The organism is Microbacterium sp. LWH13-1.2, assembly GCF_038397735.1.
In the GTDB taxonomy this organism is placed as follows: Bacteria; Actinomycetota; Actinomycetes; order Actinomycetales; family Microbacteriaceae; genus Microbacterium.
This window is the reverse complement of the sequence record NZ_CP151635.1, coordinates 1,232,941-1,245,777: the sequence shown is the minus strand read 5'-3', so window position 1 is coordinate 1,245,777 and position 12,837 is coordinate 1,232,941. Positions and strand designations below refer to the sequence as shown.

Annotated in this window: 15 protein-coding genes; 2 read left to right on the top strand and 13 right to left on the bottom strand. The window is 67.5% G+C overall.

The annotated features are described in order from the left end of the window. Positions 1-94 precede the first annotated feature (94 nt). The gene (locus MRBLWH13_RS05780) at positions 95-1,156 is read left to right on the top strand and encodes an AI-2E family transporter (RefSeq protein ID WP_341957324.1); all 1,062 of its coding nucleotides are present in this window, start codon (positions 95-97) and stop codon (positions 1,154-1,156) included. Here MRBLWH13_RS05780 and MRBLWH13_RS05775 read toward each other — a convergent pair. From MRBLWH13_RS05775 to rpsB, 9 genes are all read right to left on the bottom strand, one after another. Further along, positions 1,153-1,866 (bottom strand): alpha/beta hydrolase, encoded by a 714-nt coding sequence (locus tag MRBLWH13_RS05775; protein ID WP_341958227.1) that lies wholly within the window; start codon positions 1,864-1,866, stop codon positions 1,153-1,155. The genes MRBLWH13_RS05780 and MRBLWH13_RS05775 overlap by 4 nt on opposite strands. 2 nt (positions 1,867-1,868) lie before the next feature. Beyond that, on the bottom strand, positions 1,869-2,156 hold the full coding sequence (locus MRBLWH13_RS05770) for a hypothetical protein (RefSeq protein WP_341957323.1): 288 nt from the start codon (positions 2,154-2,156) through the stop codon (positions 1,869-1,871). A 9-nt stretch (positions 2,157-2,165) separates the two neighbouring features. Next, positions 2,166-2,825 (bottom strand): transglycosylase SLT domain-containing protein, encoded by a 660-nt coding sequence (locus tag MRBLWH13_RS05765; protein WP_341957322.1) that lies wholly within the window; start codon positions 2,823-2,825, stop codon positions 2,166-2,168. Positions 2,826-2,891: 66 nt separating this feature from the next. Beyond that, positions 2,892-3,440, bottom strand: coding sequence for a DivIVA domain-containing protein (locus MRBLWH13_RS05760; protein ID WP_341957321.1), 549 nt, complete (start codon positions 3,438-3,440; stop codon positions 2,892-2,894). 35 nt (positions 3,441-3,475) lie between these two features. Continuing rightward, a complete protein-coding gene (locus MRBLWH13_RS05755; protein ID WP_341957319.1) occupies positions 3,476-4,615 on the bottom strand; it encodes a phosphatidate cytidylyltransferase in 1,140 nt (379 codons plus the stop codon). A 5-nt stretch (positions 4,616-4,620) separates the two neighbouring features. Beyond that, positions 4,621-5,175: a ribosome recycling factor gene (gene frr, locus MRBLWH13_RS05750; RefSeq protein WP_056307900.1), complete on the bottom strand. Its 555-nt coding sequence runs from the start codon at positions 5,173-5,175 to the stop codon at positions 4,621-4,623. A gap of 66 nt (positions 5,176-5,241) precedes the next feature. After that, a complete protein-coding gene (gene pyrH, locus MRBLWH13_RS05745) occupies positions 5,242-5,958 on the bottom strand; it encodes a UMP kinase (RefSeq protein WP_056307902.1) in 717 nt (238 codons plus the stop codon). A gap of 91 nt (positions 5,959-6,049) precedes the next feature. Further along, positions 6,050-6,877, bottom strand: a complete 828-nt coding sequence (gene tsf, locus MRBLWH13_RS05740; protein WP_341957318.1) for a translation elongation factor Ts — start codon at positions 6,875-6,877, stop codon at positions 6,050-6,052. A gap of 44 nt (positions 6,878-6,921) precedes the next feature. Beyond that, the gene (gene rpsB, locus MRBLWH13_RS05735; protein WP_056307906.1) at positions 6,922-7,866 is read right to left on the bottom strand and encodes a 30S ribosomal protein S2; all 945 of its coding nucleotides are present in this window, start codon (positions 7,864-7,866) and stop codon (positions 6,922-6,924) included. Positions 7,867-8,173: 307 nt separating this feature from the next. Between rpsB and MRBLWH13_RS05730 the strand changes: the two genes are divergently transcribed. Further along, positions 8,174-8,704 carry a M23 family metallopeptidase gene (locus tag MRBLWH13_RS05730; protein WP_341957317.1) on the top strand — a complete coding sequence of 177 codons (531 nt, stop codon included), beginning with the start codon at positions 8,174-8,176 and terminating at the stop codon, positions 8,702-8,704. Positions 8,705-8,771: 67 nt separating this feature from the next. Here MRBLWH13_RS05730 and MRBLWH13_RS05725 read toward each other — a convergent pair whose 3' ends face one another. From MRBLWH13_RS05725 to MRBLWH13_RS05710, 4 genes are read right to left on the bottom strand one after another with little or no spacing between them, the layout of a single operon-like run. Continuing rightward, positions 8,772-9,674 carry a tyrosine-type recombinase/integrase gene (locus MRBLWH13_RS05725; RefSeq protein WP_341957316.1) on the bottom strand — a complete coding sequence of 301 codons (903 nt, stop codon included), beginning with the start codon at positions 9,672-9,674 and terminating at the stop codon, positions 8,772-8,774. Positions 9,675-9,709: 35 nt separating this feature from the next. After that, positions 9,710-10,891: a DNA-processing protein DprA gene (gene dprA, locus MRBLWH13_RS05720; RefSeq protein WP_341957315.1), complete on the bottom strand. Its 1,182-nt coding sequence runs from the start codon at positions 10,889-10,891 to the stop codon at positions 9,710-9,712. Further along, positions 10,888-12,417 carry a YifB family Mg chelatase-like AAA ATPase gene (locus MRBLWH13_RS05715; RefSeq protein ID WP_341957314.1) on the bottom strand — a complete coding sequence of 510 codons (1,530 nt, stop codon included), beginning with the start codon at positions 12,415-12,417 and terminating at the stop codon, positions 10,888-10,890. Before MRBLWH13_RS05715 ends, dprA begins: the two co-directional genes overlap by 4 nt. Further along, the gene (locus MRBLWH13_RS05710) at positions 12,414-12,776 is read right to left on the bottom strand and encodes a YraN family protein (RefSeq protein WP_341957313.1); all 363 of its coding nucleotides are present in this window, start codon (positions 12,774-12,776) and stop codon (positions 12,414-12,416) included. The genes MRBLWH13_RS05715 and MRBLWH13_RS05710 overlap by 4 nt, the downstream gene beginning before the upstream one ends. Positions 12,777-12,837 lie beyond the last annotated feature (61 nt).

Here is a 12,837-nt window from a genome sequence, read left to right as displayed (position 1 = left end):
CCACGAGGGCATGCCTGATCGTCCCGGCACGTCGTGACGATCAGGCATCACACGGTAGATACCCTTGCATCATCCCCATCTCCGAGGAGCACCGATGAAGATCCACAACCCGTTCCGCACCGCCCTCGTGGCGACGCTCGGCGTGGGCCTGGGAATCCTGTTGATCGGAAGCGTCGAGAGCCTGTCCACTGTGCTGCTCTACGTCGGCACGGCACTGTTCCTCAGTCTCGGTCTCGACCCGCTCGTATCGTTCCTCGAACGCAAGAGACTCCCCCGGTGGCTCGCCGTGCTGATCACGATCCTGGCCGTCCTCGGCATCTTCGCGGGCATCATCCTGATCGTGATCCCGGTGCTCGTCGACCAGATCTCCCAGCTCATCGCGCAGATCACGGCCATCGTCCAACGCGGAACCTTCCTCGTGGACCTCCGGGAGTGGATGGTCGACACCTTCCCCAATCTCAAAGTCGACGACGTTTTCGCCTACGTGACGAACTGGCTCGAGACGAACCTCACCCAGATCGGCGGGTCCATCGGGCAGAGCGTCCTCGCGGCCAGCGGCGCCGTCGTCAGCGGTCTCTTCGGCGCGTTCATCGTCCTGATCCTGACGATCTACCTGACGGCCTCCACGCCGTCGCTGAAGCGAGCGGTGTACCAGCTCGCGCCCGCGTCGAAGCGGGAGCGCTTCATCGACCTCGCCGAGCAGATCACGGACTCGGTCGGGTACTACGTCATGGGTCAGGTGACGCAGGGCGTCATCAACGGCATCCTGAGCATGATCTTCCTGACGATCATCGACGCGCCGTTCCCTGCCGTGCTCGCGGTCGTGGCCTTCTTCTTCTCGCTGATCCCGCTCGTGGGCACATTGACAGGGTCGACGATCATCGTGCTCGTCTGCCTCATTCCCGGCCTCGGCTCCCCCGCGACCGCGATCGCGGCGGCGATCTACTACCTGATCTACATGCAGATCGAGGCGTACGTGATCTCACCGAGGATCATGAGCCGCGCAGTGTCCGTGCCCGGCGCCGTCGTGGTGGTCGCCGCCTTGGCGGGAGGAAGCCTTCTGGGTCTCCTGGGCGCGCTCATCGCGATCCCCGTCGCAGCCAGCATCCTGATCCTCTACCGCCAGGTGCTGATCCCCCGGATGAACGAGCTCTAAGCCGCCGGCCACTCGTTCGGCAGCGGCAGCGCCGCAGGGTTCACCGCCGCCACGATCTCGGTGAGCACGCGCCGGGTCTGGCTCTCTCCCACCCAGAGGTGCTTGCCGCCCTCGACTGCGATCAGGTTCGCGTGCGGGATCGCCGCGAACCGCTCTCTCGCCTCTGCCGGACGGAGATAGTCGTCGAGCTCGGGAACCAGAATGACGACCTCGACGTCCTCATCCGCCCATGCGGCGACCTCCGATTCGGTCGCGCGATGCAGCGGCGGCGACAGGAGGATGATCCCCTCGACATCGTGCTCGCGTCCGTACTTGAGGGCGAGTTCCGTGCCGAACGACCAGCCGAGCAGCCACGGGCGCGGAAGGCCGCGGTCACGGACGAAGTCCATCGCCGCGGCGACGTCGAACTGCTCCGCCGCTCCCCCGTCGAACGTGCCGTCGCTCGTTCCTCGAGGAGACGTGGTGCCGCGCGTGTTGAATCGCAGCACGGCGAGGTCGGCCAACGCGGGTAGCCGTGCGGCGGCCTTCCGGATGATGTGCGAGTCCATGAAACCGCCCGCCGTGGGCAGCGGGTGGAGTGTCACGAGCGTCGCGACAGGGTCGGCCGACTCCGGCACCGCGAGTTCCCCCACGAGCGTCAGCTCATCCGCCGTCTCCAGAACGATGTCCTCGCGTCGAGCAGGAAGCTCGAGTGGTCCGCGGATCTCGATGCTCACGCAATCCTCCAACAGTGTGTGTGCCAATGCCGCCGGGCGGCGAGGTCTGCGGCGTCGCCGAGCACGCCGTCCGCGCGCCAGATCACGAGATGAGCGGTGCCCGGCGCGACGGTGCGTCCGCACCCGGGGCAGCTGTACTCCTTGAGCGCCTGCGCGGCCGATACCGGCTGCACGGTCCATTCGGAGCCCCGGCGCACCTCCGTGCGCTTCCAGGACGCCAGAAGGCGGTCCAGAGAGTCCTCGGGATCAGGGCGCGCCGGACGGCGTCTGCGGGAGCGTGCCATGAGGGCCGCTCACCACCAGTGGTTGTTCGTCCAGAAGGCGTGCGCGCCGGCCCAGCTGCCGTATCGCCCGGTGGCATAGCCCGTCGCCCAGCGCAGGTTGTCGACCGGGTCGTATCCGTTGCCAGGCACCTTGCTGCACGGCAGGGCCTGGACGAGACCGCACGCACCCGAGGACTTGTTGGTCGCGTTCGGATTCCATCCGCTCTCACGCGAGACGATGTAGTCGACGTAACCCCAGTCGGACTCGGCGATTCCGGCAGCGGCCATCCACTCGGCCGGAGCACCCCCGCCGGTATAGAAGAGAGGCGCGGCGCTGCTCGACTTCGAGGACGAGCCGGAGGACGCCGTCGTGGGTGTGGGGGTCGGTGTGGGCTTCGGCGTCACATAGACGGAGAACGTCCCGCGCTGGACGGGCGCGATCGTTGCGCCTTCCACCGAGACGGTGAGGTTCTGGGTCTCGGTGAGCGCGACTGAGTAGGCCGACTCCGGGCTCGCCTCTGCGGGCTGCTCCGCGAGCGCGACACCCGTAGGGGCGACCATCGCCGCCGCGAAACCGACGACCGCAAGAGCGCTGAAGAAGCCCACGACGCCACGGCGTCGGCTGCCCGTGCGCGCCGAGAGAGTCGCCGATGCGGGCACAGGCGTCACATCGTTTCGCTGGGGAGTCATGTCGTTTCGGGAGTTCACGATGAGAGGAAGTCTACCCGCTGAGGCCTGAGACGGCCATCAGAACGCTCAGCGAACGGCCAGGATGACGTCTACGGCCGCGTCCAGGAGGGCATCGACCTGCTCTTCACGATACCCACCGCGCTGCATCCGGAACGCGGCGGCGCGCAACTGCTCGGCCGTCAGCGGCTCTCCATCCCGCAGGTAACGGGCGATGCGCGTGCCCACGTGATCGACCTCGTCGATGCGGTAGCCGAAGGTGAGCACACCCGTGCGCGCGAAACGGTGACGCTTCGGCCTGGCCAGGTGATCGAGGATCACCTGCGCGTCGCCACGTGCCTGCTCGACCCATGCACCCGCTCCACGAGAGCGAACCACCCGGTCGCGAGCGCGGGCGGCCAGAGCATCCTCGACGCGACCGAGCGCCGCGTCGACCTCTGCGACGACATAGCCGTTCTTCACGAGGGGGAACGACGCCACTCGCACGTCGGCCGCGCTCAGGTCGTCGGCGTCGCCCTCGAAGGCGGTCCGCGCAGCCGCGAGGAATGTGTCGACCGCCGCGCGGTGGTAGCCGCGCACACGGCCGCTCGTCAGCGAGAAGGCAGGCGGCGCCTCCACAGCGTCACCCGAAACCTGTACGTCGTCGGAGACCATCACAGCACCACCCAGGAGGAGAAGAGGAAATAGAGGCACAGAGCGGGGACCGTGGACGGCAGGATGCTGTCGAGCCGGTCGAGGAGCCCGCCGTGCCCGGGAAGCCAGGAGCTCATGTCCTTGATGCCGAGGTCGCGCTTCAGCATCGACTCGCCGAGGTCACCGAGTGTCGCGGACAGCAGGATCGCGACGCCGAAGATCACGCCGATCCACCACGGCACATGGAGAAGGAAGATCGCGAGGAGCACACCGGCGGCTATCGAACCGAGCACCGCACCGCCGAAGCCCTCCCAGGTCTTCTTGGGACTGATCCGGGGAGCCATCGGATGCCGACCGAACGCGAGTCCCGCGGCGTAGGCGCCGGTGTCGGCGACGACGGCGATCGCGATGAAGCTGAGCACCCACCACTGACCCCCTTCCTGCTTGAGGAGGATCAACGCGACGGCGGCGAGGAACGGAACGTAGATCTGCACGAAACCGCTGATGACGGCATCCGTGAGCACGTCGCCGTAGGTTCTACCGTCCGTGGCGATCATCTGCGCGACGAGCCGCCAGACGATCACGAACGCGACGGCGAGGAACAGCATGACCCAGACGAGCCAGAGATCGAGGAAGAAGGCGGAGAGCACGAGAAGTGTGGCCGCGATGAACTGCGGCACCACGTCGATCCGTCGACCCGACGCGCGGAGGGCGAGCGAGAGCTCGTAGACGCCCAACAGGGCGGCCGCCAGCGCGAACGGCACGAACAGCACCTTGATGAACAGAAGCGAAGCGAGCAGCGCTGCACCGAACGCGAGACCGATCAGCGTCGCCAGGATCAGGTCGCGACCTGTGCGCTCCTTGATCCGTTCATTGGCCTGATCGAGCTGGCCGCGAGCGTGCGAGACATGGTTTCCCAGCTCATCCCTGGCCGCTCTCCACTGCTCGCGGATGGCGTTGTGGTCAGCGGTGTCCAGTGTCGACGCCGCGACCGCGGGCCGTTCCGCGGGCAATGGAGGCCGCGGCGGGATGCTCGCGCTGTCGAACGTCGGGAATGCACCGTCGACAAGGGGGGTGCCGCCGGCCGGGGTCGACGAGTCGCGCGCCTCACGACGCGTCTGCGGCTTGTCGGTACCGTCACCGCTGGAGTCGTCGGACATGCCGCCTACACCTCGAGGAGTTCGGCCTCTTTGCGCTTGAGTGCGTCGTCGATCAGGTCGACGTGCTGGCGCGTGAGGGCGTCGAGTTCCTTCTCTCCCCTGGCGATCTCGTCTTCGCCGAGCTCGCTCTTCAGGGCGTCGAGCTCATCCTTGCCCTTGCGGCGGATGCCTCGGACGTGGACCTTGGCGTCCTCCGCCTTGGTCTTGACGAGCTTCACGTACTCCTTGCGACGCTCGGCAGTGAGCTCAGGCATCGTGACCCGCACGAGGTTGCCGTCGTTGGTGGGGTTGGCGCCGAGGTTCGGCATGTCGCGAATAGCCTGCTCGATGCCCTTCAGCGCCGACTTGTCGTACGGCGTGATGATGAGCGTGCGTGCTTCCTGGTTCGCGAGTGAGGCGAGCTGCGCGAGAGGAGTCGGCGTTCCGTAGTAGTCGACCAGGACCTTCTGGAAGAGCTGCGGGTTCGCACGACCGGTGCGCACCGTGGAGAAGTCCTCCTTGGCGGCCTCGACGGCTCGTGCCATGCGGGAGGTGGTTTCAGCGAGGACATCCGCGATCACGGTGACTCCTATCGTCGGGGTGTTCTGAAATTCTATCGGGCGGGGCGCTCGAGCACCGGCAGGCGCTCAGGCCGTGACGAGAGTGCCGATGTGCTCGCCGAGGAGAGCACGCGTGACGTTGCCCGCCGGTTCCATGCCGAAGACGCGCATGTCCATGTTGTTGTCCATGCAGAGGCTGAACGCCGTCGAGTCGACGACCTTGAGTCCGCGCTGGAGGGCGTCGCGATACGTGACGCGCTCGATGCGCTCGGCATCCGCGTGCTTGTTCGGGTCGGCGGTGTAGATGGCGTCGACGCCGTTCTTGGCGACGAGGACCTCCTCAGCACCGATCTCGAGAGCGCGCTGCGCGGCGACCGTGTCGGTCGAGAAGTACGGCAGACCGGCGCCGGCGCCGAAGATCACGACGCGGCCCTTCTCCATGTGACGCTCCGCGCGGAGCGGAATGTAAGGCTCGGCCACCTGCGTCATCGAGATCGCGGACTGCACGCGTGTGGGCGCGCCGGCCTGCTCGAGGAAGTCCTGGAGCGCCAGAGCGTTCATCACCGTGCCGAGCATGCCCATGTAGTCGGCGCGACCGCGGTCCATGCCGCGCTGGCTCAGCTCCGCTCCACGGAAGAAGTTGCCACCACCGACGACGATGGCGATCTCGACGCGGTCGACCGCTGCGGCGATGTCGCGAGCGATCTGGCTGACGACATCGGGGTTGACACCGAGCTGGCCGGCGCCGAACGCCTCACCGGAGAGCTTGAGAAGAACGCGGCGGCGTCCTGTGCGGTCGGTCATGGGGGTGATCCTCTCGTCCCGATTCAAGATAGTGCCTTCTGGGCATGAAGAAGGGGTCCGGATCGCGTTGATCCGAACCCCTTCGACGATGTTACGCGCCGACCTTGAAGCGCGCGAAGTCCGTCACGGTGATACCGGCGTCCTTCGCCACCTGGGCGACAGAGAGCTTGTTGTCCTTCGCGTAGTCCTGCTCGAGCAGGGCGACCTGCTTGATGAACGCGGAGACACGGCCCTCGACGATCTTGGGCAGAGCCGCTTCCGGCTTGCCCTCGTTGCGGGAGATCTCGGTGACGATCTCGCGCTCCTTCTCCACGGCGTCGGACGGTACGTCCTCGCGGGAGAGGTACGACGGGTTCGCGAACGAGATGTGCTGCGCGATGCTGCGAGCGGTCTCGGCGTCGTCACCCGAGTAGGCGACGACGACACCGATCTGCGGCGGCAGGTCCTTGCTGGTGCGGTGCAGGTAGACCTCGACCTTGTCGCCGGAGACCGTGCGCACGCGACGCAGTTCGACCTTCTCGCCGATGATCGCAGCCTCTTCCGAGATGGTCTGCTCGACGCTCTTGTCGCCCGCCTGGGCGGCGAGACCGGCCTCGACCGAGTCAGCCTTGACAGCTGCGACGGCGTCTGCGACCTTGTCGGCCAGCGCGATGAAGCGCTCGTTCTTCGCGACGAAGTCCGTCTCGCAGGCGAGCTCGATCAGCGTCACGGCGCCGTCCTGCTCGCGAGCGACGATGAGGCCCTCGCTGGTGGAACGGTCGGCACGCTTCGCGTTGCCCTTGGCACCCTTCAGACGCAGGATCTCGGTGGCCTTCTCGACGTCTCCGTCAGCCTCCTCGAGCGCCTTCTTGGTGTCGACCATTCCCGTGCCGAGCTGCTCACGCAGCGCCTTGAGGTCGGCGATGGTGAAGTTGGCCATGTGTGGTGGCTCCTTGCTTCGTGATGTGTGTGGTGGTCGCGGAATTACTTGGCGTCTGCTGCTTCGGCGGCGGCGACCTCAGAGGTCTCCTCACCGGAAGCGGCGGCGATCGCCTCGTCGTGTGCCTCAGCACCGGCCTCATCGGCAGCGGTCTCGTCAGCAGCGGGCGTCTCGACGACGGCAGCCTCATCGGCGGCGGCGTCGACGACCTCTGCTGCGTCAGCGGACTCCTGGACGGGAGCTTCGAGGAGCTCCTTCTCCCAGTCGGCGAGCGGCTCAGCGTCGCCCGTCTCGGGGTTGTGCTTCTGCTGCAGACCCTCTGCCGCTGCGTCCGCGATGATGCGGGTCAGCAGCGAGACCGAGCGGATCGCGTCGTCGTTGCCGGGGATCGGGTACTGGAAGTCGTCCGGGTCGGCGTTGGTGTCGAGGATGCCGATCACGGGGATGCCGAGCTTCTTGGCCTCGTCGATGGCGAGGTGCTCACGCTTGGCGTCCACGACCCAGATGGCGGAGGGCGTCTTGGTGAGGTTGCGGATCCCGCCGAGCGACTTGTGCAGCTTGTCGAGCTCGCGCTTCTTGAGAAGCAGCTCCTTCTTCGTGAAGCCGCTGTTCGCCGGGGTCTCGTAGTCGAGCTCCTCGAGCTCCTTCATGCGTGCGAGACGCTTGGAGATCGTCTGGAAGTTGGTGAGGAGTCCACCGAGCCAGCGCTGGTTGACGAAGGGCTGACCCACGCGGGTCGCCTGCTCGGCGAGGATCTCCTGCGCCTGCTTCTTCGTGCCGACGAAGAGGATCGTGCCACCGTGGGCGACGGTCTCCTTGACGAAGTCGTAGGCCTTGTCGATGTAGCCGAGCGACTGCTGGAGGTCGATGATGTGGATGCCGCTGCGCTCGGTGAGGATGAAGCGCTTGACCTTCGGGTTCCACCGACGGGTCTGGTGTCCGAAGTGCACGCCGCTGTCGAGCAGCTGGCGGATGGTGACCACAGCCATGGTCGTCTCCTTGTTCCGGCGCGATTCTGCGCCATTGAGGTTGTCAAGTCGATCGGGCGATCGAACTTCCTGGTGCCCGGCGCACACCCGCCTGCTCGGAAGCAGGACCTGTGGGAGTGGATGCCGCGACCTGAGTCGCTCTGGGCACGCGTAGTCACCTCGAGATCGAGGTGCTCCCCCAGCATACAGGATGCGAGGGCGTCACCCGCCCTGCACCGCGGAGCGCATCCACGGGTTCTGCGCACCTCCTGCGATGATTCGACTCAGGTCCGCATGGAGCGAGGCGCGCCTCCCCGATCATGGCCCGATGGCCACTCGTCGACGCTTCCTCGCCATCATCCTGCTCGTCGCTCTGCTGAGCGTCGACCCCCATGTCCCTGCGAACGCGGACACGCCGCCCGCCACCACAGTTCTCGCCGCCGCACCCTGGACTTGGCCGGTCGACGGAGTCCGCTCGGTCGCGAATCCGTATCGGGCGCCGGCGCACGAATACGGAGCCGGTCACCGCGGAGTCGACATCGTCTCGGCACAGAGCGGTGCCGTCCGCGCACCGGCTGACGGAATCGTGGCGTTCCGCGGAACCGTCGTGGACCGGCCTCTGCTCACGATCGAGCACTCCGACGGATACGTGTCGACGTTCGAGCCGGTGATGTCCACTCTGTCCCCAGGAGATGTCGTGACGGCCGGCGACGCGATCGGCACCGTCGGGTCAGGCGGCCATACGTCGCCGGGCACGATGCATCTGGGCGTGCGACTCGACGGCGACTACATCAACCCCATGCTTCTGTTCGCAGAGGTGCCGCGCGCGGTGCTCCTCCCCTGCTGCGACCCCGTGTGAGCGGCGTCGGCGCGTCGCGCTCAGCTCGCTCGTGCGCATCGGAACGGATCGCGCGCCACCGCAAGGCTCACGCCCGCGGATGTGCCAGGCGGTAGGTGGCCGTGAGCCGCTCAGAGGAGACGTGCGTGTAGATCTGGGTGGTGCCGAGGCTCGCGTGCCCCAGAATCTCCTGGACTGCCCGGAGATCGGCGCCCCCATCGAGAAGATGCGTCGCCGCAGTGTGTCTGAGGGCGTGCGGTCCGACCGTGTCGGCGCCGACATAGGGCGCGAGCACCTCGGCGACGAGTGAGTACACAGCTCGGGGTCCCACCCGAGCACCCCGCGTGCCGAGGAACAGGGCGGGCGTCGGGCGTGCGGCCCGCGCGACGTGCACGGGACGACCACGGGTGAGATAGGCGCCGATGGCGTCTCTCGCCGGCGCGCCGAACGGGACGACACGCTCTTTCGATCCCTTGCCGAGCACGCGGGCGGTGCCACGGTCGAGATCGAGATCGTCGACATCGAGTCCGCAGAGCTCGGAGACGCGGATCCCTGCGCCGTAGAGCAGCTCGAGGATCGCGTGGTCCCGCAGCGGGTTCGGCTCCCCCGTCGACGCCGCCGTCCGTTGCGCGTCGAGGAGGGCGGTCATCGCATCCTGAGAGGCGATCGTCGGCAGAGTACGTCCGCGCTTCGGTGCGACCAGGCGCAAGCTCGGATCGTGCGGGACGAGCTCATTCTCCTGCGCCCAGGCGAAGAACGACCGGGCCGCGGCTGCTCGGCGCGCGAGCGTCGAGCGAGCGTCACCGCGCTGGGTCGCCCGCCAGAGCCAGTCGCGCAGAGTCTCGAGGGACACGTCTCCCACACCGAGCTCTCCGACCGTCTGCGCCAGATCGCGCAGGTCGGACCGGTATGCCCGAACCGTCGCGGGCGACAGCCTGCGCACCTGCTCGAGGTGATCGGTGAAGGCCTGTGCCGCAGCTGCGAACTCCATGGATCCAGCTTGCAGGAGCGGGTATCGGCATCACGTCAGCCGCGCCGTCCGCTGTCGCCTGTCGTCTTCTGCCACCCGCCCTCTGACCGCCGGACCACGCCGTCCAGCTCGAGCACCCCGAGCATCGCGCTCACCTGGTCGGGTGAGAGTCCCGATCGCCGACAGATCTCGAGAACCGGGAGCGCCGAGCGGCCGGTTATCGCATCGAGCAGTCGCAGCTGATCGGGATCGGATGGCGCCGCCTCCGGCATGTGCACGCTGTCGCCCCAGAGCTCGCGGATCTCCGCAGCAGTGGTCACACATCGGGCGTCGTATTCACGCAGAAGGCGATGACATCCCGCCGATGCCGCAGACGTCACCGGGCCGGGCACAGCCCCGAGTGGGCGGCCAAGCTGCGCCGCGTGACCTGCGGTGTTGAGCGAGCCGCTTCGCCATCCCGCCTCTACGACGACCGTCGCATGGCTGACCGCGGCGATGAGTCGGTTGCGTGCCAGGAATCGCCATTTGGTCGGCGCAGTCCCGCACGGCACTTCGCTCACGACTGCGCCGGTGTCGACGATGCGTCGCAGCAGGTCTCTGTGACCATGAGGGTAGGCGCGATCGACTCCGCCCGCCAGGAATGCCACGGTCTTCCCGTCGACGCCGAGCGCCGCGCGATGGGCAGCGCCATCGATCCCGTACGCACCACCCGAGACGATGAGCGCGCCGCCGACGGCCAGATCTCCCGCGAACTCTGCGGCGAGCATCTCCCCGTAGCCGCTCGCCGCACGAGCCCCGATGATCGCGACGCGTGGCTCCGCGGAGAGAAGACCAGGGTCGCCTCGCACCCACAGCAGCGTCGGCGCATGCGCACCGAGGTCGTAGAGCGCGACCGGCCAACCCGCGTCGCCGGGGAGGATCAGTCGTGCACCCACATCGCGCGCGCATCGAATCGCCTCCGCCACGGCCCGTGGATCGGCGCGCGCTGTCCACCTCGCTCTTCCCTCGGAGAGTGCTCTTCCGCCCGCGTCCGAACGCTCACGGCCGCGGCCGGCCAGTGCGACCTCCAGGGCCTCGCGAACACCGAGCTCTGCGATGAGAGCACCCGCCACACCGTCACCCGGCTCTGCCAGCACCGACCATGCGACCCTCGCGAGCGCTTCCTCCGGATGGTCGTGAGGCCCCATCCCTTCGAGCGCGTCACGGATGTCGGGCGCTTCCATCAACGATTCGATCATGATGTGTATCCCCTCTTCAGAAACAGAGCGCGCCCGACCTCGTCGCGCCCCGGCTTGTCGATCCCCTCCAGGTCCGACATGGTCCACGCCAACCTCAAGACCCGGTCGTAGCCCCGGAGGGTGAGTGCACCCCGTTCCAACGCGCGGTCGAGCGGTGCTCGGGCAGATGGTGCGAGCCGCAGATCAGGTTGACGTAGTCGTGCACCCGGCACTTCGCCGTTGCGACGCCACGGTGTGCCTCGCCACCGTGCGACGGCGCGTTCCCTGGCCACTGCGACGCGCTCGCCGGCCAGTGCGGTCGTGACGGACGTCCGGTCTGCAGTCATCGCCTGGACGGCGGAGACGCGCGCCACCTGCAGCTCGATGTCTATGCGGTCGCGGAGCGGACCTGACAGCCTCGTCGCGTATCTGCGGATCGCCAGGGACGGACACACGCATTCGGAACCCCGGACACCGTAATTGCCGCAGGGGCATGGATTCATGGCGAGGACGAGCTGGAACCGCGCCGGGAACAGGGCAGTGACCCCTGACCGGCTCACCTCGATCGAACCGGATTCGAGCGGCTGTCGCAAAGCGTCGAGTGCGACGCGCGAGAACTCGGCGGCTTCGTCGAGGAACAGCACCCCGCGATGCGCTCGCGAGATGGCACCGGGTCGAACCCCTCGCGAACCCCCACCCACGAGAGCAGCCACCGACGCGCTGTGGTGCGGCGCCTCGATCGGCGGAGTGACGTCGAGGCGTCGCACGGGCTCACCTGTGAGGGAGCGGATCGAGGCCACCTCCAGTGCCTCCTCTTCGGTGAGACGCGGCAGAATTCCGGGGAGACGCCGCACGAGCATCGTCTTCCCCGCACCCGGTGGCCCGCTGAAGAGCAGATGGTGGCCTCCTGCAGCCGCGACGATGAGAGCCTGTACGGCGTCCTCCTGACCGACGACCTCGGACAGGTCCAGCGATTCGACCGCTTCCTGAGCGGCGGCAGGAGCCAGGACCGGGTCACCGTCGATCACATCCACCTCTGCGCCATGCCAGACGGCGACTTGAGAAAGCGTCGCGGCCGGTCGCACGTCGATATCGGGCACGAGCGCTGCCTCGGCCTCGTTCGCCGAGGGGACGATCACGGTGTCGAACCCCGCCCGCGCGGCCGCGAACACCGCAGGCAGCACGCCGGGCACCGGGCGAAGCCTTCCGTCGAGGCCCAGCTCGCCGAGGTGCACGGTTCGAGCGATGGAACGCTGTGAGAGCGACCCGCCAGCAGCGAGCGCCGCCACAGCGATGCTCAGATCGAACCCCGAGCCCTGTTTGGGAAGACTCGCCGGCGAGAGGTTGACCGTCAGCCGCCGGCGCGGGAGATCGAGCGCACTGTTCTTGCACGCGTTGTGCACGCGCTGCACAGCTTCTCCGAGTGACTTGTCGGGAAGCCCGATGATCTTGAAATCAGGGGTCTGGTTCGACAGATCTGCCTCGACCTCGACCATGTGGCCGTCGACCCCGGTCAAGGCGACGGCCCAGGTTCGCGCTGTCGTCACGACAACGCCACGAGGTGCTCGAGAGTGCCGCGCGCCGGATCGGCACCGACGATCCCGATCGCGTCGATCCGAATCGTCATCCCTCGCGCGCTGTCGGTGTGGGCAGACGCCCAGGCATGGGCCAGCTGCCACAGGCGGCGTAGCTTGCGCGCGTCAACCGCTTCGAACGGGTGCCCGTAGGAGTCGCTCCGTCTCGTCTTCACCTCCACCACTGCGAGGTGCGAGCCGTGCGACGCGACGATGTCGATCTCTCCCTGAGTGCACCGCCAGTTGCGGTCGAGGATCTCATATCCGAGCGTCCTCAGGTATCGAACCGCCTGCTCTTCACCGGCTCTGCCGAGTTCGTCTTTCGCTGCCATGACGACAGCCTGTCGAACGGGGTCGACGATTCGCGTCTCGAATGCGTCGTTCGCGCGGGAC